At 69.1% G+C, this 24,135-nt stretch carries 24 protein-coding genes; 13 read left to right on the top strand and 11 right to left on the bottom strand.

What is annotated here, in order from left to right; all coding sequences use genetic code 11:
• Positions 1-130 precede the first annotated feature (130 nt).
• The 6 genes from QRN44_RS01385 to QRN44_RS01360 all read left to right on the top strand — a co-directional run bounded on the left by QRN44_RS01385 (position 131) and on the right by QRN44_RS01360 (position 5,732).
• Positions 131-649 carry a hypothetical protein gene (locus QRN44_RS01385; protein ID WP_285038108.1) on the top strand — a complete coding sequence of 173 codons (519 nt, stop codon included), beginning with the start codon at positions 131-133 and terminating at the stop codon, positions 647-649.
• On the top strand, positions 639-1,052 hold the full coding sequence (locus QRN44_RS01380) for a hypothetical protein (protein ID WP_285038107.1): 414 nt from the start codon (positions 639-641) through the stop codon (positions 1,050-1,052). Before QRN44_RS01385 ends, QRN44_RS01380 begins: the two co-directional genes overlap by 11 nt.
• Before the next feature lie 173 nt (positions 1,053-1,225).
• The gene (locus tag QRN44_RS01375) at positions 1,226-2,929 is read left to right on the top strand and encodes a circularly permuted type 2 ATP-grasp protein (protein WP_121292247.1); all 1,704 of its coding nucleotides are present in this window, start codon (positions 1,226-1,228) and stop codon (positions 2,927-2,929) included.
• Complete coding sequence (locus QRN44_RS01370) at positions 2,923-3,852, top strand: alpha-E domain-containing protein (protein ID WP_064295753.1); 930 nt, start codon at positions 2,923-2,925, stop codon at positions 3,850-3,852. Before QRN44_RS01375 ends, QRN44_RS01370 begins: the two co-directional genes overlap by 7 nt.
• Positions 3,849-4,694: a transglutaminase family protein gene (locus tag QRN44_RS01365; RefSeq protein ID WP_064295754.1), complete on the top strand. Its 846-nt coding sequence runs from the start codon at positions 3,849-3,851 to the stop codon at positions 4,692-4,694. Before QRN44_RS01370 ends, QRN44_RS01365 begins: the two co-directional genes overlap by 4 nt.
• Before the next feature lie 225 nt (positions 4,695-4,919).
• Positions 4,920-5,732: a CPBP family intramembrane glutamic endopeptidase gene (locus QRN44_RS01360; protein ID WP_285038106.1), complete on the top strand. Its 813-nt coding sequence runs from the start codon at positions 4,920-4,922 to the stop codon at positions 5,730-5,732.
• Between the two features lie 200 nt (positions 5,733-5,932).
• Here QRN44_RS01360 and QRN44_RS01355 read toward each other — a convergent pair whose 3' ends face one another.
• Entirely contained in the window at positions 5,933-6,226 is a 294-nt protein-coding gene (locus QRN44_RS01355; protein ID WP_175117998.1) for a DUF4287 domain-containing protein, read from the bottom strand.
• Between the two features lie 127 nt (positions 6,227-6,353).
• Between QRN44_RS01355 and QRN44_RS01350 the strand changes: the two genes are divergently transcribed.
• Together QRN44_RS01350 and QRN44_RS01345 are read left to right on the top strand one after the other, a co-directional pair.
• Positions 6,354-6,734, top strand: a complete 381-nt coding sequence (locus tag QRN44_RS01350) for a DUF3054 domain-containing protein (protein WP_064295756.1) — start codon at positions 6,354-6,356, stop codon at positions 6,732-6,734.
• A 34-nt stretch (positions 6,735-6,768) separates the two neighbouring features.
• Entirely contained in the window at positions 6,769-7,698 is a 930-nt protein-coding gene (locus tag QRN44_RS01345; RefSeq protein ID WP_285038105.1) for a methyltransferase family protein, read from the top strand.
• Positions 7,699-7,813: 115 nt separating this feature from the next.
• Here the strand turns inward: QRN44_RS01345 and QRN44_RS01340 are convergent, their stop codons facing one another.
• From QRN44_RS01340 to QRN44_RS01330, 3 genes are all read right to left on the bottom strand, one after another.
• On the bottom strand, positions 7,814-9,229 hold the full coding sequence (locus QRN44_RS01340) for an MFS transporter (RefSeq protein WP_079003538.1): 1,416 nt from the start codon (positions 9,227-9,229) through the stop codon (positions 7,814-7,816).
• Positions 9,230-9,234: 5 nt separating this feature from the next.
• Entirely contained in the window at positions 9,235-9,687 is a 453-nt protein-coding gene (locus tag QRN44_RS01335; protein ID WP_229939713.1) for a MarR family winged helix-turn-helix transcriptional regulator, read from the bottom strand.
• Positions 9,688-9,800: 113 nt separating this feature from the next.
• A complete protein-coding gene (locus QRN44_RS01330) occupies positions 9,801-10,859 on the bottom strand; it encodes a magnesium and cobalt transport protein CorA (RefSeq protein WP_064295772.1) in 1,059 nt (352 codons plus the stop codon).
• 309 nt (positions 10,860-11,168) lie between these two features.
• Between QRN44_RS01330 and QRN44_RS01325 the strand changes: the two genes are divergently transcribed.
• The 4 genes from QRN44_RS01325 (at position 11,169) to QRN44_RS01310 (ending at position 15,307) form a co-directional block, all read left to right on the top strand.
• Entirely contained in the window at positions 11,169-12,053 is an 885-nt protein-coding gene (locus QRN44_RS01325; RefSeq protein ID WP_285038104.1) for an alpha/beta hydrolase, read from the top strand.
• 91 nt (positions 12,054-12,144) lie between these two features.
• A complete protein-coding gene (locus tag QRN44_RS01320; RefSeq protein WP_285038103.1) occupies positions 12,145-13,563 on the top strand; it encodes an NAD(P)/FAD-dependent oxidoreductase in 1,419 nt (472 codons plus the stop codon).
• A 57-nt stretch (positions 13,564-13,620) separates the two neighbouring features.
• A complete protein-coding gene (lplAB, locus tag QRN44_RS01315; RefSeq protein ID WP_121292256.1) occupies positions 13,621-14,670 on the top strand; it encodes a lipoate-protein ligase LplAB in 1,050 nt (349 codons plus the stop codon).
• 91 nt (positions 14,671-14,761) lie between these two features.
• A complete protein-coding gene (locus QRN44_RS01310) occupies positions 14,762-15,307 on the top strand; it encodes a HEAT repeat domain-containing protein (protein ID WP_079706438.1) in 546 nt (181 codons plus the stop codon).
• A 72-nt stretch (positions 15,308-15,379) separates the two neighbouring features.
• Here QRN44_RS01310 and QRN44_RS01305 read toward each other — a convergent pair whose 3' ends face one another.
• From QRN44_RS01305 to QRN44_RS01295, 3 genes are read right to left on the bottom strand one after another with little or no spacing between them, the layout of a single operon-like run.
• Positions 15,380-15,880, bottom strand: a complete 501-nt coding sequence (locus QRN44_RS01305; protein ID WP_079003533.1) for a hypothetical protein — start codon at positions 15,878-15,880, stop codon at positions 15,380-15,382.
• A gap of 41 nt (positions 15,881-15,921) precedes the next feature.
• On the bottom strand, positions 15,922-16,842 hold the full coding sequence (gene ppk2 / locus QRN44_RS01300) for a polyphosphate kinase 2 (RefSeq protein ID WP_285038102.1): 921 nt from the start codon (positions 16,840-16,842) through the stop codon (positions 15,922-15,924).
• A gap of 59 nt (positions 16,843-16,901) precedes the next feature.
• Positions 16,902-17,195, bottom strand: coding sequence for a GNAT family N-acetyltransferase (locus QRN44_RS01295; protein WP_071260637.1), 294 nt, complete (start codon positions 17,193-17,195; stop codon positions 16,902-16,904).
• Between the two features lie 70 nt (positions 17,196-17,265).
• On the opposite strand from QRN44_RS01295, the gene QRN44_RS01290 reads away from it, so the two are divergent.
• A complete protein-coding gene (locus tag QRN44_RS01290) occupies positions 17,266-18,132 on the top strand; it encodes a DNA-methyltransferase (RefSeq protein ID WP_121292262.1) in 867 nt (288 codons plus the stop codon).
• A gap of 78 nt (positions 18,133-18,210) precedes the next feature.
• On the opposite strand, the gene QRN44_RS01285 is transcribed toward QRN44_RS01290, so the two are convergent.
• The 4 genes from QRN44_RS01285 to QRN44_RS01270 form a co-directional block, all read right to left on the bottom strand.
• The gene (locus tag QRN44_RS01285) at positions 18,211-19,224 is read right to left on the bottom strand and encodes a LacI family DNA-binding transcriptional regulator (RefSeq protein ID WP_502928505.1); all 1,014 of its coding nucleotides are present in this window, start codon (positions 19,222-19,224) and stop codon (positions 18,211-18,213) included.
• Between the two features lie 137 nt (positions 19,225-19,361).
• Complete coding sequence (locus tag QRN44_RS01280; RefSeq protein ID WP_285038100.1) at positions 19,362-20,810, bottom strand: GH1 family beta-glucosidase; 1,449 nt, start codon at positions 20,808-20,810, stop codon at positions 19,362-19,364.
• 304 nt (positions 20,811-21,114) lie between these two features.
• On the bottom strand, positions 21,115-22,911 hold the full coding sequence (locus tag QRN44_RS01275) for an MDR family MFS transporter (protein ID WP_071260631.1): 1,797 nt from the start codon (positions 22,909-22,911) through the stop codon (positions 21,115-21,117).
• A 109-nt stretch (positions 22,912-23,020) separates the two neighbouring features.
• Positions 23,021-24,115 (bottom strand): alpha/beta hydrolase, encoded by a 1,095-nt coding sequence (locus tag QRN44_RS01270; RefSeq protein ID WP_285038099.1) that lies wholly within the window; start codon positions 24,113-24,115, stop codon positions 23,021-23,023.
• Positions 24,116-24,135 lie beyond the last annotated feature (20 nt).

Raw genomic sequence — 24,135 nt, 5'->3', positions numbered from 1 at the left:
CACTAGTGCCGGTGCGAGCGGGATCGGTCCGGACATCGCCGCCCTCAGCTAACGGTTGAATCAAACCCGAGTGGCTCTGATCCGCTGATTGTCGGCTATTCTCATAGCACTTATGCAGGGATGGAGCGGGATGTTCGATATGCAAACAACCTTCGGGTGGTTCGATGTCGTTGGTCTCGTATTGACTCTTGTTGGCTTACTCCTCGCGTGGCTGCAAGCGCGCCGAGCTCGGAAAGCTGCCGAGGCCGCTGAAGACGCGGTGGACGCCACGGAGCATAAGCTTAGTTTGAGTCAATTGCTCCTAGTTCTCGGCGCTGTTCAGCAAGTAATTGGCGACCTAGAAAACGCGGCGGATAACGAGAACAAGCCTGTTGCGCAGTTTCTGCTGCTGCGTTTCGGCATGCTGGCTGCTGAAGCGGCTACGCTGCTAGCAAGGCAGGAGCAGGACGTTGGAAACCTGGCCGATGATCTGCGCAAGTTTAGTGAGCAGGCGTTGGACGCAAAAGCGCTGCTCGCACGAAGCTCAAGCCCCAAGGTGGCTCGTGCCACCTCAGAAATCCGCAGTGATCTGGGGAGGGTTGGGCTTCAGATTGCCACGGCGGTGACGGAACTTCGATTTAGAACGGGAGCTAGCAGCAATGCTCAATGATGAAGAGTGGCAAACGATCGTGCGCCGATTGGTTGATCTGACCAAAGCGCAGAAGCTTCAATGGTCCGTGTTGCAGCCCGAGATCGAGGCGGACCCAACCTATTTCGCTGAGGTTGGTGCTGAAACGCAGTACCGCGTTTGGGCGGACGACGACGACGGTCGGCTGCCTTACAGGTTCACAATCAGTCGCCGGAGTGAATCGAGTGGCGCCTACCATGCCGTTGAGTCATTCCTCACGGACGAGTTCCAAGACAATGATGGGTCTACGTCCGACTGGATTAACGATCTGTATACCTTGGCGGCCAGATCCGCCAGTGGAAGCCCGCAGCTCGTCTCCACGCTTCTCGAAGAGCTCAACCTCCTAGGCGGCTCCGAGGATGGTCAGAGCATTATTCGCTTCTAGTATCTTCAGCCTGGTGGGTTGATTGATTGCCGACGCCATCGCATCTGCGACATCGGAGCTTTCCGACGACGTGGTTCTCTCGCCAGGATGCGGGCAGCCTCGGTGCTATCGAGCGGGCTGCTGATCCGCGCTCCGAAACACCCCGGCAACATGTGTCCCGGTAGAGTCGGCCCATGGGTGACCTGTTCAACGGCTATGGCGGCACGCTCGCCCCGCGCAAGACTCCGGGCGGCGTCCCCGCCTTCGACGAGATGTTCGGCGAGGCGGCGGAACACGCGGGTGGTGCGACCGCCAGGCGGGCGTATCAGGAGATCTACAGCTCCCTCGCTCGGATGACCCAGGAGGAGCTCCGAGGTCGCACCGACGCCCTCGCCAGCTCCTACCTCGCGCAGGGCGTCACCTTCGACTTCGCCGGTGAGGAGCGTCCGTTCCCGCTCGACGCGGTCCCGCGGGTGATCGAGCAGCAGGAGTGGACACAGGTCGAGGCCGGCATCAAACAGCGTGTCAAGGCGCTCGAGGCCTTCCTCGCCGACGTCTACGGCCCGCAGCTCGCCGTGCGCGACGGCGTCATCCCCGCGAAGCTCATCTCCTCGTCGTCGCATTTCCACCGGCAGGCCTACGGGATCCAGGCTGCGAACGGCGTCCGCATCCAGGTCTCCGGTATCGACCTCATCCGCGACGAGCACGGTCAGATGCGCGTCCTCGAGGACAACGTCCGGGTCCCGTCCGGCGTCAGCTACGTCATCTCCAACCGTCGCGTGATGGCGCAGACGCTCCCCGAGCTGTTCGTCTCGATGCGCGTCCGGCCCGTCGGCGACTATCCCAACAAGCTCCTGCAGGCACTGCGTGCGTCGGCCCCGCCCGGCGTCGACGACCCGAACGTCGTCGTCCTCACCCCCGGCGTGTACAACTCCGCGTACTTCGAACACACACTGCTCGCGCGGCTCATGGGCGTCGAACTCGTCGAGGGCCGTGACCTCTTCTGCTCCGGCGGCAAGGTCTTCATGCGCACGACCGCCGGACCCACTCGCGTCGACGTCATCTACCGCCGCGTCGACGACGAGTTCCTCGACCCGCTGTCGTTCCGTGCCGACTCCATGCTCGGTTCGCCCGGGCTCATGCTCGCCGCACGTCTCGGCAACGTGACCATCGCGAACGCCGTCGGGAACGGTGTCGCCGACGACAAGCTCGTCTACACGTACCTGCCCGACCTCATCAAGTACTACCTCGCCGAGGACGCGATCCTCCCGAACGTCGACACCTGGCGTCTCGAGGACCCGCTCGCCCTCGAAGAGGTCCTCGACCGCCTCGACGAGCTCGTCATCAAGCCCGTCGACGGCTCCGGCGGCAAGGGCCTCGTCGTGGGCCCGGACGCCTCGAAGGAGGAGCTCGCGACCCTCAAGACGAAGCTGCAGGAGGACCCGCGCGGCTGGATCGCGCAGCCGGTCGTCATGCTCTCCACCATCCCGACGCTCGTCGAGGACGGCATGCGTCCCCGCCACGCCGACCTGCGACCGTTCGCGGTCAACGACGGCAACGACGTCTGGGTGCTGCCGGGCGGACTCACACGCGTCGCCCTGCCGGAGGGGCAGCTGGTCGTGAACTCCAGCCAGGGTGGTGGCTCGAAGGACACCTGGGTGGTCGGCCGGGCCTTCGACCCGAACGCCGCGCCCGAGGCCTCGTCACACGACATCCAGGGCCTCGTCGCCGAGCAGGCCACGACCGAGACGACGTCGATCCCGATCATCTACGACCACGGAACGACCCCGGAGCACTCGCCCCAGGACCGTCCGGTCGGCAACCAGGACCAGCAGGAGCAACAGCAGCAGACGCTCTCCACGCCCGCTGTCACCGGGCAGGAGGACGCATCATGCTGAGCCGCATCGCCGAGAGCCTCTTCTGGATCGGCCGCTACATCGAGCGCAGCGACGGCACCGCGCGCATCCTCGACGTCCACCTGCAGCTGCTGCTCGAGGACCCGTGGATCGACGAGGACACCGCCTGCCGGTCACTGCTGTCCGTCATGGGGAGCGACGCGCCCGCCGACCAGGAGCTCACCCGCCAGGACGTCCTCGCGCAGCTCGCCGTCGACCGCACCCACCCGGCGTCGATCGCCTACTCGCTCGGCGCAGCCCGCGAGAACGCGCGTCGTGCCCGCGAGATCGTGTCGACCGAGCTCTGGGAGTGCCTCAACACGACGCGTGCCCGGATGCCGCGCCGGGTCGCGAGCGACAAGGTGCACGAGTTCTTCGGGTGGGTGCGCGAGCGCTCGGCCCTCGCCGTCGGCATCGTCGACTCCGCCACGAGTCGTGACGACGCCTGGCGCTTCTTCACCCTCGGTCGCAGCCTCGAACGCGCCGACATGACCGCCCGGCTCCTGGCGACGCGGTCGCTCACCGAGGCGAGTGGCCCGTCCTGGACGACGATCCTCCGCTCCTGCGGCGCCTACGAGGCCTACCTGCGCACGTACCGCGGCATGCCGAGCGCGAAGAACGCGGCCGAGTTCCTGCTGCTCGACCAGCTCTTCCCCAGGTCGGTCATGTTCTCCATCAGTCGGGCCGAGGAGTGCATGCGCGACCTCGAACCGCGCCGAGGCCGCGTCGGGACGGTCGATTCCGCCCAGCGCTTGCTCGGACAGATCCGGAGCGACCTCGAATACCGGCCCATCCAGGACACGCTCGTCGACCTCCCCGGTCGGATGGACGCCGTGCAGAACGTCACCAGCCAGGTGTCCGAGGCGATCCGCGAACGCTACTTCCCCACTCACGCGGTGCCCGCGTGGATCGGAGAGAACTCATGACCCGGCTCCACATCAAGCACAGCACCGGCTTCTCCTACGGCGGCAAGGTCAACGCGTCGTACAACGAGGCGCGCATGCTGCCGGTGACGACCGAGGACCAGTACGTCCTGTACTCGCACATCGACATCCAGCCGGGAGCGTCGCAGTCGACGTACACCGACTACTGGGGCATGAAGGTCTCGGCGTTCGAGGTGCTGACCCCACACGACGAGCTCTCGCTCACAGCGACGAGCCTCGTCGAGGTCCGGCCGCGCCAGCACGAACCGCACCCGACGGGCTGGGAGCAGCTCGACATCGCGACCCAGGCCGCCGTGACGCGGGTGGAGCACCTGGAACAGACGCGCCGCACGACGCCGCCGGACGACCTCGTCGAGCTCGCCCGGACCATCGCCGACCGCCACGAGAGCCCGTGCGAGGCCGCGATGGCCATCAGTCGGGAGATCGGCGAGCAGATGGACTACGTGCAGGGCGTCACGAGTGTGTACTCGACCGCTGCCGAGGCGTGGGCGAACCGCAAGGGCGTCTGTCAGGACATCACGCACATCGTCCTCGGGGCGCTGCGTTCGGTCGGGATCCCGGCCCGCTACGTGTCGGGGTATCTCCACCCGAAGCCGCACGCGGCGATCGGCGAGACCGTGACGGGTGAGTCGCACGCGTGGGTCGAGTGGTTCTGCGGTGACTGGCGTGGGTTCGACCCGACGAACATGGTCGACGTGGGTGAGCGTCACGTCCTCATCGGGCGGGGTCGTGACTACGGTGACGTCTCCCCACTCCGCGGGGTGTACGCGGGCCCCTACCGCTCGAAGCTCTTCGTGAAGGTCGAGATCACCCGAGAGGCCTGACCCGCCGGCCGACGTGGGGCACACCCTCCTCGGTGGGTGCGTCAGCGCGGTGCGCTGACGTGAGCGCGGGTCATGCGCTTGAGCGCGGGTCTCCGGAGCGTCGCGCTCACGCGCCAGCCCCGCGGTCGTGCCCGTTCGGGCGCTCTCGTGTCAGCGCATCGCGCCGACGCCCGCAACCCAGCGGTCACGTCAGCGCCCCGCGCCGGCACCCGTAGGATCGACGGCATGCAGACCGAGATGATCGTCCCGGCCCGCCGCCCGATGAAGCTGATCCCCGCGGTGCTGCTCGCCGCGTCCGCGTTCTGCCTCTTCGGCCTCACGCAGCCGCTCGCCGGCTATCCGCTCCTCGTCGCCGCGCTCGCGCTCGCGATCCTCATCGACCGTGAGCTCGCGAAGGACCTGTTCCTCATCGCGATCGGCATCGGGATCGTCTCGACCACATCCGTGGAGGCGGACGTCTCCTGGCCGAGCTTCTTCCGCATCGGCACCGTCCTGCTGCTGGCGGTCGGTGTCCCGTTCCTCATCGACCGATTCGTCTACCGGCGGAAGGCGATCACCTTCCCCTGGCGCAGCCGCGAGAAGAAGACGAAGGGCGAGATCGCCTATCTCGTCGCCGTTCCGCTGCTCGGCTGGGCGATTCTCCCGTTCTACTTCATCCGCTCCGGTGCCTACGAGAACTGGCCGGTGATCAGCGACGCCGGGGAACTCGGCCGGTTCTTCGTCGGCGTCAACGCGGTCGGCACGTGGGACGAGCTGTTCTTCATCTGCACCTGCTTCGCCCTGCTGCGACGGCACTTCCCGGTCTGGCAGGCCAACCTCCTGCAGGCCGTCATCTTCGTCTCGTTCCTGTGGGAACTCGGTTACCGCTCGTGGGGTCCGCTACTGACGTTCCCGTTCGCACTCCTGCAGGGGTACCTGTTCTCGAAGACGCGGTCGCTCGGGTACATCCTCGCGGTCCACCTGCTGTTCGACGCGATCGTCTTCCTCGCGATCGTGCACGCCCACCATCGCGACTGGATCCCGATCTTCTGGTACTGAGCGAAGACTCCGTCCGCCAGCGCACCGCTCTGACGCGAAGGTCGCTGTTCCGGGCCCAGCGCGGTGCGCTGACGCGAGCGGCGGTGTTCGGGTTCCAGCGCGGGTCTGGCGGGTGACCGCGGGTCTCCAGAGGGGCGCGCTCACGCCACAGCCCCGCGCTCGCGTCAGCGCACCGCGCTGACAGCAACCCGGACGGGGAATCAGCCCGCGGCGGGCTTCGTCGCCGCTCCGTCGAGCCAGAGCTCGGTCGACTCGTCGCGGTGCACCCCGTCGGTGCCGACGTGCTTCGCGCTGATCGTCGGACCGTTCTTGATGACGTGCACGAGCGCCATCCCATGACCCCGGCCGAGCTCGTAGTCCGTCTTCAGCCACTCGAGGATCTCGCCGGCCTTGGTCGACGCGTCGAAGCCTCGGGCGTGCGCTTCGTCGACGAGCTCGCGCGGGGTCTTGCCGGTCTTCGCCTCGGCGGCATCGAGATAGGCCTGGAACGACATGACGGCTCCTTCGTCGATCGGGTGTCAGCGCCATCGTAGCCAGCGACGGCACCGAGCGACAGGCCTCGCAGCGCGCCATGCGGCCTCCCTCCAGGGAGGGCGGCGGCGACGCCAATAGGGTGAGGGGATGGACCGCCCCAGCAGGACCCCCGCCGGATTCGCCGCGACCGTCGGCATCGACCTCCTCGCCGTCATCGTGTTCGTCCTCATCGGCCGCGCCAGCCACGGCGAAGGCATCCTCGGACTCCTCGTGACGCTGTGGCCGTTCGCCGTCGGACTCCTCGTCGGACACGTCCTCGCACTCGTCCTCGGCCAGCGTGAGACCCGCTCCGTCCGCTGGGCCGGCGTCGTCGTCTGGGTGTCGACCGTCGTCGTCGGGATGGTGCTGCGCGCGGTCTCCGGCCAAGGCGTCCAACTCAGCTTCGTCATCGTGACCGTCCTCGTCCTCGCCGCACTCCTCCTGGGGTGGCGCTTCGTCGCGTGGCTCATCGCGCGCCGACGCCGATGACGACCCCGACCCCGACCCCGACACCGACGAGCACATGAGCGCCGAGCGCTGGGGACGCTGGTACTTCGCGGTGCAGGCCATCGCCGGTGCAGCGTGGTGGGTGTCGGTGTTCCTCGTCCCGCCCGTCCGTGCGGCGACGCTCGGCAGCCTCGACCCCGTCGTCATGGCCGTGCTCGACGTCCCGCTCTTCGTCGTCGCCTCGGCGCTCGCCGCATGCGCCATCCGATGGGCGGCGATCCTCGCGACCGGATGGACGCTGCTGGTCACCGTGTCACTGGGGATCTTCGCGGCCGTGACCCAGGAGGCGGGCATCGGTGCCCTGCTGATGGTCGGTGCCGCGGTCGGCTCGGTCACTGCACTCGCGCTCGTCCTCACGGGCGGGATCCCGAGAGCGTGGATCGCCGTCGGGCCGTTCGCCTTCCGCCCGGCGGACGCGTCGGCGTCGACCGGTTCGCAACTCGTGAGGACCGCCGTCGAGATCGTCGCGTTCTGGGGCGTCTTCCTCGCGGTGATCCCCGCCGTCCTGCGGTTCTTCGAGCTGCGGTGGCAGGTCGCGATCGCCCTGACGCCGGGCGCGGAGCAGATCGCCGTCGTCGCCGGCATCGTCGTCGTGGTGCTCGGGAGCGTCGTCGGGCTCTGGTCGGCGGCCGCGATGGCGACGACCGGGGGTGGGACGCCGCTGCCCGCCGCGATGCCGAACCGACTCGTCATCGCCGGGCCGTATCGCTTCGTCCGCAATCCGATGGCCGTCGGCAGCATCGTCCAGGGCGTCGGCGTCGGACTCCTGCTGTCGTCCTGGATCGTGGTCGTCTACGCGGTCTTCGGAGCCGTCGTCTGGAACGTCCTGGTCCGGCCGGTCGAGGAGGCCGACCTCGAGGCGCGCTTCGGCGAGCCCTACCGCCGCTACCGCGATGAGCTGCGGTGCTGGGTCCCGAGTGTTCGTCCGGTGGCGGCTCGTTCGTGACTCCTGCTGCGCGTGACGACCGGCCGCGTCACCCGCCGCCCCGCCCGGCCGGGAGCCCCGGCGGTCGCAGGATGCAGGAGTTGTGGACGCCGAGCGGGTCGGAGCGGAGGACCGTCTAGCGGCGGGAGCCGGTGAGGGTCGTCGACTCGTCGACCGGCGACGACTCGGGACGCGACTCCGGACGCGGCTCGGGCGCCTTCGCGCGCGACTTCGGCTTCGGCAGCGGGATCGGCGAGGTGAGCGCGATCTGCTCCGAGAAGTCCTCCGGCGTGACCGGGGACACGACCCCGTCGTGGGTGAACTGCAGGCGCCAACGGGAGTCCGGTGCGACGCGCAGACGGAGGTGATGACGGAACACCCCGTAGGCCAGGCCGGTGGCGCAGGCCGCGAACCCGGCGAGTGCGCCCAGGCCGAGCGCCCAGCGCGGCCCGAAGGTGTTCGCCACCCACCCGACGATGGGCGCGCCGATCGGGGTGCCACCCATGAGGATCGCCATGTACAGCGCCATCACCCGGCCACGGACGGCGGCCTCGGTGCTCGTCTGCACGAGTCCGTTCGCGGTCGTCAGGAGCGTCACCGTCGAGAAGCCGACGAGGATCAGCACGGCGGCGAACGACCAGTAGCTCGGCATGAACGCGGCCGTGAGCGCAGCGACGCCGAAGAGCCCGGCCGCGCCGACGATCATCCGCATCTGGGCCTGCGCACGCCGCGCCGCGAGGAGCGCGCCGGTCAGGGAACCGATCGCGAGCACCGAGGAGAGGATGCCGTACTCGCCCGCGCCCTTGCCGAACTCGACGGCCATGGTCGAGGCGAAGATCGGGAAGTTCATGCCGAACGCGCCCATGATGAACACGATCACGAAGATCACCATGAGGTCCGGCCGTCCGCGGACGTAGCGGAAGCCCTCGACGAACTGTCCTCGAGCCCGCGGTGCGCGCGGCGCCCGACGGAGCTTGCCGGTGCGCAGGGCCAACAGGGCGCCGATGACGCCGAGGAAGGTGAAGGCGTTCACGACGAACACCCACCCGGAGCCGATCGCGACGATGAGGAGACCGGCGATGGCCGGGCCGACCATGCGCGCCGCGTTGAAGGACGCCGAGTTGAGCGCGACGGCGTTCGACATGTTGTGCTCGTCGACGAGCTCGGACACGAAGGTCTGGCGGGCCGGGCCGTCGACGGCGTTGATGATGCCGAGGGCCAGCGCGAAGAGGTACATGTGCCACAGCTCGGCGTGACCGAAGATGAGCAGGGCGCCGAGGGCTGCGGCCAGGAGCATGAGGCTCGACTGGGTGAGGATGAGGATCTTCCGCTTGTCGAAGCGGTCGGCGATGAGACCGGTGATCGGCACGAGGACGAGCTGCGGCCCGAACTGCAGGGCCATGGTGGCGCCGACGGCCACGGCGTCGTTGTCGGTGAGGTCGGTCAGCACGACCCAGTTCTGGGTGGTGGCCTGCATCCAGGCGCCGACGTTCGACACGAGGGCGCCGATGAACCAGATGCGGTAGTTGACGCTGGACAGGGAACGGAACATTGCACTCACTGGGTGGCGAGTCTCCTCATGATCTCGGCTGCGCGGGCGAGGGTGTCGCGTTCGTCCGGGGTGAGCGCGCGCAGCTGCTGGGTGATCCACGCGTCGCGTTTCCGGACGGTCTCGGTGACGGTGGTGTGGCCCGCTTCGGTGAGGGCGATGGTGACCTTCCGGCGGTCGGCCGCGTCGGTTTCTCGGGTGACGTACCCGGCCTCTTCGAGGCAGTTGACGGTGCGATTCATGGATGGCGCGGACACGCGGTCGCGTTCGGCCAGTGCCCGCAGGGTTGCGGAGCCCTCTTTGTAGAGCCCTCCGAGGACGGAGAACTGCGGGTCGCTGAGGTCGTCGACCGACTTCTCCCCGCGCAGTCGTCTCGCGAGCCGGAAGGTGCCCATCCGGAGTTCGGACGCCTGCTCGGCGATCGTCAGTGCCCTGGTCTTCGTCGCTGCTCCGCTTGCCACGATCCATTAGCCTAGCTCATTAGCCACCCTAAGTATACCCGCGAACTGTCACAAACCGACAGTGCACGGGGAGCAGGACTGGCAGTTGGTGACAGTTCGCGAGCAGGGGGGGGTCAGAGCCAGCGGCGGGCTCGGAAGATGGCGTACAGGGTGCCGGAGAGGACGAGCATCGCTCCGATCGCGACCGGGTAGCCGAACTGCCAGTGCAGCTCCGGCATGTCGTCGAAGTTCATGCCGTAGACGGTGCCGATGAGTGTCGGGGCGAAGAGGATCGCCGCCCAGGAGGAGATCCGCTTGATCTCCTCGTTCTGCGCCAGCGCCGTCTCGCTCATCCGACGCGACTCCTCGTTCTGCGCGAGGCTCGCTTCCGAGAGGCGTCGCATCTCCTCGTTCTGCTGCTGCGTCATGAGCGTCGCGTGCACCGTCAGCGCGTTCCGGAGCAGGTGGCGGAAGGAGTCGACGCGCTCCGCGATCCGGAGGGTGTGGTCGAGCACGTCGCGGAAGCCGTTGCGCAGCTCCTCGTCCAGACCGTACTTGTCGGCACCCTGCAGCAGGCCGTGGAGCATGGCCCGCAGGGGCGTGGTCGCGCGCTGGAACGCGATGACCTGGCGCAGCAGCTCGTAGATGCGACGCGAGACGTCCGCGGCGTCGCCGAAGAGCTCGTCCTCGATCTCGTCGATGTCGTTCTCGAGCCCCGCGACGACGGGACCGTAGCCGTCGACGACCTGGTCGAGCACCGCGTGCAGGACGGCGTCGGGACCGAGTGCGAGGATGTCGGGCCGGGCTTCGAGTCGCCGCCGGACCTGGCCGAGGTCGGGCTTCTCCGCGTGGCGGACCGTGACGACGAACCCGGGTCCGACGAACAGGTGCACCTCGCCGAACTCGACCCGCTCCTCCTCGTCCAGGTAGCGGGCGGGACGCAGGACGACGAAGAGCGTGTCGCCGTACCGCTCGAGCTTCGCCCGCTGATGGCCCTTCAAGGCGTCCTCGACGGCGAGCGGATGCAGGTCGAACTCCTGAGCGACGGAGCGGATCTCCGACGGTTCCGGGCGGTACAGACCGATCCAGGCCATGCCGCGCTGTTCGTTGAGGAGCTCGTACGTGGCGTCGAGCGATCGCGGGCTCGCCGAGCGCCGTCCGGTCACGTAGATGCCGTTGTCGATGAGTGCCATGAGGTCTCCGTCCATCGATCGACGGGAACGTGCGGCGGCCGCGCGGGTGCAGGCGATCTCGGTGGATCGCACCCGGGGAGGTGTGAGTGAGGGCGCCTCGGCACCGGCGGTGGCAGCGCCTACCGGGTGAGGGAGGCGGGGCGGCTCGTCGATGCGGTGGCGCGGGTACTGTCACCAGCCATGGCCGCTCACCTCGCTTCCGTCGAAACCTGCCGGCCCGCCGTTCGGGCCTCGTTCACCGTACGCCTGCCCTCCGGGAACCGCAAACGGACTCGCGACGCCGACGGTCCGAGGGCATACGCTGGCGGGATGAGCGAGCACACCCCGCCACCCGTCGACGACGCGAACCGCCCCGTCGAGCCACGACCGTATGCGACCGAGACGATCGTCGACGACGACGGCGTCACGGTCTACGTCTACCTGTGGGAGGTGCCGAACCCGCGGGCCGTCGTGCACATCGCCCACGGCGCGGGCGAGCACGCCCTCCGGTACGGGCGCCTCGCCGCACGGCTCAACGACGCGGGATACACGGTCGTGGCCGACGACCACCGCGGCCACGGTCGCACGGGCCTCGAGCACCTCGGCCTCGGCAAGCTCGGCCCGCGGACCACCCGGGGCGCGATCGACTCCGTCGCCGCCGTCGGCCGGTACCTGCGGACCCGCTTCCCCGAGTCGCGGCTCGCGTTGCTCGGTCACAGCTGGGGCTCGCTCATGGCGCAGAAGGTCGTCGCCGAACACGATCTGTACGAACTCCTCATCCTCTCCGGCACCTCGCTCGCGATGCCCGGCGTCATCAACGCCGGCGACCTCAACAAGCGCTGGCGGAAGACCGGGAAGACCGGTCTCGAGTGGCTCAACCGCGACCCGGCCGCCTGGGCCGCGTTCGCCGCCGACGAGCGCAACTTCGACATCGGCGTCACCCCGGTGTGGAACCCGATCCAGGCGTTCGCCTTCCTCGGCCGCCCGCCGAAGCGCCTGCCGCGCAAGCTGCCCGTGCTGATCCTCGGCGGCTCCGACGATGCCCTCGGCGGCGTCCGCGGCCTGACCCTGCTCCGCGACGCGTACGTCAAGCGCTCGAAGCTGACGGACGTGACGCTCGTCATCTACCCCGAGGCGCGGCACGAGATCTTCAACGAGCTGAACCGCGAGGACGTCGAGCGCGACGTCGTGGAGTGGCTCGACCAGCGCACCTGAGCGGGCGGGCCGCCGGGTATCCGGACCGGTGACAAGCTCAGGGGCCGCGGGGTACAGTCGCGACACCCACACTCGACGCAGAGGAGACCCGGTGACCTCGGACGGACCCACCTACAGCCACCGCAGACGGAACTCGGCCGAGCGCATCGCGCGGTCGCTCGCGGGAGCGAGTACGGTCCCGTACTGGCTCGACAGCCCCGACCGGCCGACGCCGGAGCCCCGACTCGTCGGCCAGGTCACGGCGGATCTGCTGGTCGTCGGCGGCGGCTACTCCGGACTCTGGACCGCGCTCATCGCCAAGGAGGCCGACCCCTCGCGTGACGTCGTGCTCATCGAGGGCAAGGAGGTCGGCTGGGCGGCCAGTGGCCGGAACGGCGGCTTCTTCGAGGAGAGCCTCACCCACGGTGTCGACAACGGCGAGCGCCACTTCGCCGAAGAACTGCCGGAGCTCGATCGCCTGGCGGACGAGAACTTCGACGAGTTCGTCGCCACGCTCGACCGCCTCGGGATCGACGCCGAGTTCGAGCACACCGGTGTGCTCACGGTCGCGACCGAGCCGCATCAGGTCGACGCGCTGCGCGAGGTGTCGGGCGACGGTGTCTTCCTCGATCGCGAGGCCGTCCAGGCGCTCGTGCACTCACCCGTCTACCTGGCTGGTCAGCGGGAGTGGAAGAGCACTGCGCTCGTGCACCCGGCGAAGCTCGCCTGGGGTTTGAAGCGCGCCTGCATCGAGCTCGGAGTGCGGGTCTTCGAGCACACCCCGGCGACCCGGCTGCGACGCTCGGGCGACGGCGTCGCGGTGACCACGAAGCAGGGCGGGGTGCAGGCTCGGCACGTCGCGCTCGCCACCAACGGCTTCCCGTCGCTCCTCAAGCGCACGGAGCTCCTGACGATCCCCGTGTACGACTACGTGCTCATGACCGAGCCGCTCTCCCCGGAGCAGCTCGAGAGCATCGGGTGGACCGATCGCTTCGGCATCGCCGACTCGAGTCGCGAGTTCCACTACTCCCGCAGGTCCGCCGACGACCGCATCCTCTACGGCGGCTTCGACGCGGTCTACCACCGGGGTGGCAGGATCCGGCCGGAGCATGATCAGCGCCGCGAGACGTTCGAGACCCTCGCCGACCACTTCTTCACGACCTACCCGCAACTCGACGTCCGGTTCACCCACGCGTGGGGCGGCATGATCGACATGTGTTCGCGGCTCTCGGCGTTCCAGGGCACGGCACTCGGCGGACGCGTCGCCTACAGCGCCGGCTTCACCGGACTCGGGGTCGGCGCCACGCGCTTCGGTGCGAAGGTCATGCTCGATCTGCTGAGTGGCGAGTCGACCGAGCTGACCCGCCTGAAGATGGTCCGGTCCAAGCCGATCCCCATCCCGCCGGAGCCCATCGCGAACCCCGCGATCCAGACCGTCCGCCGTGCGGTCGCCCGTTCCGACGCGAACGAGGGCCGCGACGGCCTGCTCCTGAAGGTCATGGACCGCTTCGGTATCGGCTTCGACTCCTGACCCGGTTCGACGCCCCTTCCGGGGAATCCGGACGCCGTCCAGGAATAGGCTGGGGGCATGCATGGTGAGTACAAGGTCCCGGGTGGCAAGCTCGTCGTCGTCGATCTCGAGGTGGTCGACGACCGCATCGCGGACTTCCGCCTCGCGGGTGACTTCTTCCTCGAACCCGACGACGCACTCGCGCTGATCGACCGCGCCGTCACGGGGCTCCCCGCCACCACCGACGCCGCAGGCCTCGCCGCAGCCATCCGCGGAGCCCTGCCCGAGGACGCCGTGCTCCTCGGCTTCACGCCCGAAGCCGTCGCGACAGCGATCCGCCGCTCGCTCGCGAAGGCGACGGGCTGGGGCGACTACGACTGGCAGCTCATCCACGAGGGCTCGGTGTCACCCCAGCTCCACCTCGCGCTCGACGAGGTCCTGACGAACGAGGTCGGCGAGGGCCGCCGTGGTCCGACGCTCCGCATCTGGGAGTGGGACCAGTCGGCGGTCGTCATCGGCAGCTTCCAGTCGCTCAAGAACGAGGTCGACCTCGACAACGCGAAGGCGAACGGCTTCGAGGTCGTCCGCCGCGTCTCCGGCGGTGGGGCGATGATGATGCAGCGCGGTGGCATCATCACCTACTCGCTCTACGTCCCGGCCGAGCTCGTCAACGGCATGACCTTCGCCGACTCCTACGCCTACCTCGACGATTGGGTGCTCGTCGCCCTCCGCTCGCTCGGCATCGAGGCGACGTACCAGCCGCTCAACGACATCACGAGCCCGTCGGGCAAGATCGGCGGTGCCGCGCAGAAGCGACTCGGGAACGGCGCCGTCCTGCACCACGTCACGATGAGCTACGACATGGACGGGGAGCTCATGACCCGGGTGCTCCGCATCGGGCGTGAGAAGCTCAGCGACAAGGGCACGACTTCTGCGGCGAAGCGCGTCGACCCGCTCCGCAGCCAGACCGGGCTCTCGCGGGCCGAGATCATCGACCGCATGAAGGACACCTTCGTCGAGATCACCGGCGCGACCCCCGGCCACGTCACCGATGCCGAGCGCGCCGCCGCCGAGCAGCTCGTCACCGACAAGTTCGCCACCGACGCCTGGCTCACCCGCGTCCCATAACCTGCCGCAGCCCGCGAACTGTCACCAGTGGCGGGTGTAGGCCTGCATCACCCACCGTTGGTGACAGCTCGCGGGCTAGGGTGGGGGGACGATGACAGCGCAGAACGAGACACCCGACCCGTCGACCCCCGCCACGCAGGCGTCCCTCGAGCAACGGCTCGCCGACGCGGTGGCCGCCGAGAGCGAGACCCGGGTCGTCGAACGCTGCGTCTCCCTGCTCGCCGGTCGCTACGAGGGTGAGGACTTCCTCCGCGTCGTCGGCGGACACCACGCCGAGGGCATCCTCGGCGGAGCGCCCGCGCTGTACTGGCCCGAGCTCTGGGGCACCCGCGCCCTGCTGCACGTGTGGGACGACTCGGCCACCGCGCCCGTCGTCGGAGCACTCGGCAACCAGGCCTGGCGCGTCCGCGAGATGGCCGCACGCGTCTGCGCCGAGCGTCGGATCGGCGACGTCGCCGCGATCGCCCCACTGCTGAGCGACGACCACGCCCGCGTGCGCGCAGCCGGAGCCCGGGCGCTCGCCGTCGTCGGTGGTGAGGACGCCAAGCCGCTCCTCGAAGCGCTCCTCCGTGACCCCGACCGCGAGGTCCGTCGCGCCGCGCAGCAGTCGGCGAAAGCGCTCGCCGCCCGCCGCTGAGCTCGCGAAGGGGCCCGAGCGGTCGGTCCCGGACGCTCGGCACCAGCCATTCGGGACCCGTCGCGGGCCGGACTAGTGGGTGCCGGCCTCGAGCAGGATGATGACGATCCCGAACAGGGCCGTCGCGACACCGCCGAGGAGACACCACCACCAGCGTGACCCGCGCACCACGAAGGCCGCGCAGCCGAGCACGAAGAGCATCAGCGTGGACACCTGCAACGCCAGGATCACGGCGTGCTCATGGCTGAGCACACCGGCGATGCCGAACACGAGCGGGATCGTCGGGAGCACGGCGGACAGGAGCATCCCGGACGACTCCTGGAACCCGTGCCTGATCGACGCTCCGAGTGTCACCAACGCCTCGTGCCGATCGTCGCCGTGGTGTGCGAGGGCGGCCGAGTAGACGTGCGCGAGCCAGAACACGATGAGGGTCAGCGCACTCGTGATGAGCACCTGTTCGACGTCGTCGTCCTCGTACACGCTCGACGCGCCGACGAGGCCGGCGTAGACGACGGTGCCGTAGATCGCGCTCGACGAGGTGAGGCGTCGCAACGGTGACGGTTTCGGCTGCATGATCCAGAGGATAGCGGGCACTGCGGCCCTGCGTCCCCGGTTCAGTCGCCGACGTTGCGCTCGCCGCGCTCGTAGACCGAGGCGGCGGGCCCGACGATGTTGGTGTCGGGCGTGCCGGCGACCTCGTGGTCCTTGTTGTCGTAGTCGAAGCGGTGCAGCACGTGCCGCATCGCCTCGACCCTGGCGCGCTTCTTGTCGTTGCTCTTGACGATCGTCCACGGGGCGTCGGCGGTGTCCGTCGCTTCGAGCATCGCCTCCTTCGCGCGGGTGTAATCGCCCCACTTGTCGAGTGACGCGAGGTCCATCGGGGAGAGCTTCCACTGCCGCACCGGGTCGACCTGCCGGATCGCGAAGCGCGTCCGCTGCTCGTCGGCGGAGACGGAGAACCAGAACTTCACGAGGTCGACGCCGTCGCCGACGAGCATCTGCTCGAACAGCGGTGCCTGGCGCATGAACTCGTCGTACTGCGCCGGGGTGCAGAACCCCATCACGCGTTCGACGCCCGCGCGGTTGTACCAGGACCGGTCGAACAGCACGATCTCGCCGGCGGCCGGCAGGTGCTGGACGTAGCGCTGGAAGTACCACTGCGTGGACTCGCGGGCGGTCGGCTTCTCGAGCGCCACGACACGGGCGCCGCGCGGGTTGAGGTGCTCGGTGAAGCGGTTGATCGTGCCGCCCTTGCCCGCGGCGTCGCGTCCCTCGAACACGACGACCAGCCGACGGTCGTTCGCCTTGATCCAGTTCTGCAGCTTCAGCAGCTCGATCTGGAGCAGCCGTTTGTCGCTCTCGTACTGCTCACGCGACATGCGCTCCGCGTACGGGTAGCCCTCGCGCCAGGTGTCGATGTGGCTGCCGGCGGCGTCGAGCAGGATGGGGTCGTCGTCGTCGACATCGACCACCTGGTAACCGTCGACCTGGTCGAGTGCGGGCGGCGGGGCGTAGTGCGCGACGAGCTGCTGCATGGTCGGGACGCTAGTCCCCGTGCGTAATCGCCAGGTGGCCGGTGGGTGACGCGCCGGTGCTAGCCGGCGGAACGGGTGAGGAGGTCCTGACGCTCGGGGTGCGCGTCGAACCACTCGCCCACGTACCAGCACATCGGGACGATCCGACGGTCGCTGTGCTGCTCGACGTCGTCGACCGCGTAGGCGACGAGTTCGCCCGCGTACCCCTTGCCGCGGAACGGCGGCGTGGTGAAGGTGCGGGGGAAGGAGATTGAGTCGCCCGAGATGCGGTAGTCGACGACGCTCACCAGCTGGCCGTCGACGTGCATGGTGTAGCGCTGGGCATCGGTCTCGTTGGCGAACTCCGTGGTCATACGCGGTACAACGCGCGGGGTCGGTCGTTCCTTCCCGGGTGTGCAGGCCGCGGGCTGCCAGAATAGGCACATGTCCCTCGCCGCAGCAGCCGATGAAGTGCCGCTGCGATGGACCCCGGACGGCCCCGACCTCGTCCTCCAGGGCGACAACCTCGACGTCGTGGCCCAATTGCCCGACGAGGCGTTCACGCTCATCTATCTCGACCCGCCGTTCAACACCGGCCGCGTGCAGCGTCGCCACTCCTCGACCTCGGTGCGCACCGCTGAGACGGGGGTGAACCGTTTCGCCGGCTTCAAAGGGCAGGCGTACGAGCGCATCCGCGGCGACCTCAGACGCTTCGACGACGCTTTCGACGACTACTGGGGCTTCCTCGAGCCGCGACTCGTCGAGGCCTGGCGCGTCCTGGCCGCCGACGGCACCCTCTACCTCCACCTCGACTACCGCGAGGCGCACTACGCGAAGGTGCTCCTCGACGCCCTCTTCGGCCGGGAGTGCTTCCTCAACGAGATCATCTGGGCCTACGACTACGGCGCGAAGGCGCAGAGCCGCTGGCCGACGAAGCACGACACGATCCTCGTCTACGTGAAGGACCCGAAGGGGTACCACTTCGACAACGCGACCGTCGACCGCGAGCCCTACATGGCGCCCGGGCTCGTCACCGCGGAGAAGGCGGCGCGCGGCAAGCTCCCCACCGACGTCTGGTGGCACACGATCGTGTCGCCGACCGGCCGTGAGAAGACCGGGTACCCGACGCAGAAGCCGGAAGGGATCCTGCGTCGCATCGTGCAGGCGTCCTCCCGCGAGGGCGACTGGGTGCTCGACTTCTTCGCCGGCAGTGGGACGACGGGGGCGGTCGCGAAGGCGCTCGGTCGTCGTTACGTCCTCGTCGACGAGAACCCGCAGGCGATCGAGATCATCCGCTCCCGCCTCTCCTAGCCCGCGAACTGTCAGTTCGGCACAGTCGCTGCGCCCGGGACTGTCGTCTGGTGACCGTTCGCGGGCTGGTGGGGAGGGTCAGACGGAGGCGCGCGGGACGAGGCGGGTCGGCATCATCGTGACGCGCTCGACCGGCTCGCCGGCGAGGCGACGGACCAGCACCCTCGCCATCTCGGCACCGAGGTCGATGGGCGACTGCGCGATCGTCGTGAGCGGCGGTGCGGCGGTCTCGCCGTAGCGGTCGTCGTCGTAGCCCACGACGGCGATGTCACCGGGGATCGTCAGGCCGGCTTCGCGGATGACGGAGTAGGCGCCGGCGGCCATCTGGTCGTTCGCGGCGAAGAGTCCGTCGATGGGCACCCCGCGCGCGAGGAGACGCCGCATCGCGGCAGCGCCGTCGGCCGGGGAGAAGTCGCCCACCTCGACGAGGTCGTGCGGAAGACCCGCGACCTCGAGCTCCGCGCGCCACCCGGCGAGTCGGTCGACCCCACCCGGCATGTCCTGACGGCCCGCGATCGTCGCGATCCGCGTCCGGCCGGCCTCGATGAGGTGACGGGCCGCGGTCCTCGCGCCCTCGACGTTGTCGACGTCGACGTAGGTGCTGTCGACGACGTCGGCACCCATCGGGCGACCGCCGAACACGATCGGGAGCTCCTGGCCGAGCCGCGTGTACGAGTGGTCGCCACTGTGGTGTGACACGACGAGCGCGCCGTCGACGTTGCCGCCGAGCAGGTATCGGCGGGTCTTCTCGGAGTTCGCCTCACTCGCGATGAGGAGGTTGAGTGTGTAGTCGGTCTCCGCCAGCTCGAGGGCCACTCCCTGCACGACCGCCGCGAAGAAGGGGTCCGAGAACACCCGGGCGGTCGACTCCGGGACGACGAGCGCGATGACCTGGGTCCGGCGGGAGGCCAGGGACCGGGCGGCGCGGTTCGGGACGTAGTCGAGCGCGGCGATCGCCTCGTTCACGACCGCGACGACCTCGGCCGTGACCTTCGGCGAGCCGTTGACGACGCGCGACACGGTCGCGCGGGAGACGCCTGCGCGTGCCGCCACCATCTCGAGTGTCGGGGCCCCTTGACCGGACTGCATCATCGTCCCCTTCCGAGCGGGTGAGCGTGCCGAGTGCAGTGTATCGCCGGGCGCCTGGACGTCCGTGGCCGGTGCCGCTCCTCAGGAGGCGACCGGGGTGTCGCGGCCCCTCGATCGCGACACGCCGGAGTGTTCCTGCGTCAGGGAAGCTCCGCCACGGCGGGCACCACACGCGAGGCGGCGATGCGGCGTGCGTACGCCAGTCCGCTGTCCTTGATCGTGCGCTCCTGCGTGTCGTAGTCGACCCGCACGATGCCGAACCGCTTGTCGTAGCCGTAGGCCCACTCGAAGTTGTCGAGCAGCGACCAGACGAAGTAGCCGCGCACGTCGGCGCCGTCGGCGATCGCGAGCTCCACCTGGTCGATGTGGTCCTGGATGAAGACGTCGCGGTCGACGTCGTGGATGCGGCCGTCCTCCGCGACGACGTCGTCGTAGGCCGCACCGTTCTCGGTCACGTACAGCGGCGGCAGCGTCGGGTACTCGCGGCCGAGCCGGACGAGCAGGGTGCGGAGGCCGGCGGGGTGCACCTCCCAGTCCATCGCGGTGCGCGGGAGTCCGCGGCTCGGGAAGGAGATGTCGGGGGAGGCGAGCCACGGCGAACCGGCCTCGCGCTCGGTCGCGCCGGAGTGGCCGCCGTCGGCGCCGGAGTCGTCGGGGTGACCCGACACGAGGTCGTCGTGGTAGTGGTTGACGCCGAGGAAGTCGATCGGGGCGGAGATGGTCTCGAGGTCGCCGTCGTGGACGAGTGTGTCGAGGCCGAGGCCCTCGAGGTCTTGGGCGACGTCGGCCGGGTACTCGCCGAGGACGATCGGTTCGAGGAAGATGCGGTTCATGATGCCGTCGACGCGGCGGGCGGCGTCGACGTCGGCCGGGTCGGTGGGGTCCGCCGGGATCGCGTTGGTGAGGTTGAGGGTGATGCCGATCTGCTCGGCACCGAGCTCGCGGAGGCGGGTGGTCGCCAGCCCGTGGGCGAGGTGCTGGTGGTGGATGGCGGCGAGCGCGGCGGCCTCGTCGCGGCGACCCGGTGCGTGCACGCCGACCGCATAGCCGAGGAGTGAGGAGCAGAACGGTTCGTTGAAGGTCGTCCAGTGCCGGACGCGGTCGCCGAGCGCGTCGTAGGTCGCCTCGGCGTAGTCGACGAAGCGCAGGGCGGTGTCGCGGTTCGTCCAGCCGCCCTGCTCCTCGAGCGCCTGCGGAAGGTCCCAGTGGTACAGGGTGAGCCAGGGGAGGATGCCGGCGTCGAGGAGCTGGTCGACCAGGCGACTGTAGAAGTCGAGGCCGGCTGGGTTGACGTCGCGGTCGCCCGGCTTGATGCGCGCCCAGCTCGTGGAGAAGCGGTAGGCGTCGAGGCCCAGCTCGGACATGATCGCGATGTCGCCGGCGGTGCGGTGGTAGTGGTCGACGGCGACCTCGAGGTCGTCACCGTTGGCGATCGCTCCGGGCACCCGGGCGAAGGCGTCCCAGATGGAGTCCTCCTTGCCGTCCTCGTGTGCCGCCCCCTCGACCTGGGCGGCCGCGGTGGCGGAACCCCAGAGGAACGGCGGCAGGATCAGGGCCGGGCGGGTGGTGGGCTGGGGGGCGTGCGTCATCGAAGCTCCTCGTGGCTGGGTGCACGCCCATGCTATCGCCTGCTGAGAGCGCTCTCATGTCGGTCTCGCGTGTGGGTGGGGTGTGGCGCCAGCGCGGTGCGCTGACGCGAGCGCGGGTCTACGGAGTGAGCGCGCCCCTCCAGAGGGGCGCGCTCACGTGCTGGGGCCGCGGTGGCGCCGATTCGACAGCGCTCACGTCAGCGCGCCGCGCTGACACCCGGATGCCCCCGCCAGCGCGGTGCGCTGGCGGCGGTCAGCCCGCGCTCACGCCAGCGCGGTGCGCTGGCAAACCGACGAACGACGGTCAGCGACGGGTGGAGGGATCGACGACGCGGTTGCTCGCGGTGTCGGGTGACAGCTGCGACCCCGCCAGCTCGGCGGCACGCTGGGCGGCGAGCGACAACTCGTCCTCGGCGTCCTCCGCAGCCTGGGCATCGGTTCGCTCCTGCAGCGCCGACTTCGCCCGCAGCGGCGGCGCCTTGAGGAACCAACTCAGCACGAACGCGACGGCGACCACCGCGAAGCTCACCCAGAACACGGTCACGGTCGCATCCGCGAACCCCGTGAGGAACGGCGCGGCCAGGTCGTGATTTGCACCGACGAGGAACGAGGTGTCGCCGTCGAGCGCGGAACCGGCCGAGCCGCTGTTCTCCTGCGCACGCTGCAGCACCTTGAGGATGCCCTCGTTCGCCGGGTCCGACAGCACGGCCGGGTCCTGCGCCGCGGCCCGGACCCGCTCGCTGAGCGTCGGGTCGGCGAACGCCGCCGCGATGGTCGTCGGGATCCGCGTGTAGAGCACGGAGAAGATGACGGCCGTGCCCAACGTTCCACCGATCTGGCGGAAGAAGGTCGACGAGCTCGTCGCCACCCCGATGTCGCGTGCCTCGACGGCGTTCTGGCTCGCGATCGTCAGCGTCTGCATCAGCTGGCCGAGTCCGAGGCCGACGAGCAGCATGCCGCCCATCATCCACCAGACGGGCTTGTCGGCCGTCGCGAAGCTGAAGTAGAAGAAGCCGCTCAGGAGCAGGAAGGTACCGACGATCGGGAACGCCTTGTACTTGCCGGTCCGGGCGATGATCTGGCCGCTCGCGATCGACGAGATCATGAGGCCGAGGATCATCGGCAGCATCAGCAGACCGGACTCGGTCGGCGTCGCGCCCTCGACGAGCTGCAGGAACAGCGGCACGGTCATCATCGCGCCGAACATGCCGAACCCGACGAGCACGCCGAGGATGGTGGCGACCCGGAAGGTGGAGTTCTTGAAGAGCTTCAACGGGATGAGTGCGTCGTCGCCCATCGCCCGTTCGACGAGGATGAACCCGACGATGCCGGCGACCCCGATGGCGTAGCAGGCGATGGACCCTGCCGAGGCCCAGCCCCAGATGCGGCCCTGCTCGGCGACGAGCAGCAGGGGCACGACGGCGAGGACGACCGTTGCGGCACCCCACCAGTCGATGCGGACGCTGTGGCGGGTGTGCGGGATGTGCAGGAAGCGGAGGACGATCGCGAGCGCGATGACGCCGATCGGCAGGTTGATGAGGAACACCCAGCGCCAACCGGTGATGAACAGCAGCTCGGGGGCACCGGCGAACAGACCGCCGATCAGCGGGCCGATGACACTCGAGACGCCGAAGACCGCGAGGAAGTACCCCTGGTACTTGGCGCGCTCGCGCGGGGCGAGCATGTCACCCATGATCGTCAGCGGCAGGGCCATGAGGCCGCCGGCGCCGAGGCCCTGGATGGCACGGAAGATCGCCAGCTCGTACATCGAACCGGACATGCCGGCGAGCAGCGAGCCGATGAGGAAGATCGAGATCGCGATGATGAACAGCGGGCGGCGGCCGAAGATGTCGGACAGCTTGCCGTAGATCGGCGTCGAGACGGTCGAGGTGATCAGGTACGCGGTGGTGACCCACGCCTGGAGGGCCATGCCGTCGAGGTCGTCGGCGATCGTGCGCATCGAGGTGCCGACGATGGTCTGGTCGAGTGCGGAGAGGAACATCCCGGCCATGAGGCCGAAGATGATGAAGAGGATCTGCCGGTGGCTGAGGACGGGGGCGGATCCCGACGGCTCGGTCGAGGCGGGGGAACTGGATGACATGCGGTCTCGTTCGACTCTGGGCGCGCCGGTCTGCAGGCGCACCGACGTTGGGGATTTTGCGTAGTGTGCAAACTTACACCCGGCGCAAGTTGCGCGGCAACCGCTTCGGTCAGGGCGCGGTGGTCGGCGCTGCGTCGAGGTCCGTGTCGAGCGCCGCGAGGTAGTCCAGGGTGGCGGTGAGTGCCACGTGGGCGTCGTCGAGGTCGAGGTGGAACTGGTACTCGTGGGGGAGCGCCGGCTCGTGGTCCGCGGCCCAGAAGAGCTTCGTGACGTCGACGCCGGCGTCCTCGAGGGCACTGCTCATCGGGACCGACTGCAGCCAGGTGAGCGCGTCGCCGTTCCCACCGGTGATGAAGGTCGGCGGGAAGTCGGCGGTGACGAAGTCGATCGTCGACATGAGCGCGCCGGTCGACGTCTCCGACCAGTCCTTCGTGCCGGCGTAGGCCCAGAGGGCGGTCTGGAGACCCCAGGCGCCGATGCCGTCGAGCTCGGCCATCGCCGGCAGGTCGTAGACCCCGCAGTTGAGGATCGTCCCGACGAGCTGGTCCGCAGCGATGCCAGGGGTCATGCCCGACAGCGTCGCGTAGTCGGGGTTGGTCGTGAGGACGGCGAGCTGGCTGGCGAGCTGCGATCCCGCTGAGTCGCCCGCGAGCACCAGGCGGTCCGGGTTCCCGTTCCACTCGGCGGCGTGCTCCGAGATGTACGCGAGGGCGTCGTTGAGCTGGTTCACGGCCGTCGGATAGACGGCCTCGGGAGCGATCGTGTAGTTGACCGCGATCGTCGTGTACCCCTCAGCCGCGAGGATGCGGAGGTAGGGTTCGACGTTGCCCTTCTCGCCGGAGATCCAGGCGCCGCCGTGGATCCAGACGATCGTGGTCAGCGGTTCGGTGCCGTCCGCCGGGGTGAAGACGTCGAGGGTGGTGTCCACCTGTGGTCGGCCGCCGTCCGGTGCCGCGTACGCGATGTCGCGGAACTCCGTGAGCTTCGTGTCGGGGACGTACGGCTCCATCTCGGCGACCGTCGCAGCACCGCCGCGTTCGAACACCGAGCGGATGAGGAGCGCGGACGGCCACGGGGTGATGGCCGCGACGACCGCGACGACGAGGCCGAGACCGATCACGACGGCGGCCGCGGTCAGGAGCCGACGGAACCGCGGGCGCTTCCGGTGCGTCGGCGCGTGGTGTGCTGGCGTCCCTGCGGTCATGGTCGGGCCCCTCGTCCGGT

The organism is Plantibacter sp. lyk4-40-MEA-4, from assembly GCF_030209415.1.
In the GTDB taxonomy this organism is placed as follows: Bacteria; Actinomycetota; Actinomycetes; order Actinomycetales; family Microbacteriaceae; genus Plantibacter; species Plantibacter flavus_A.
This window is presented reverse-complemented; position numbering and strand designations above follow the sequence as displayed.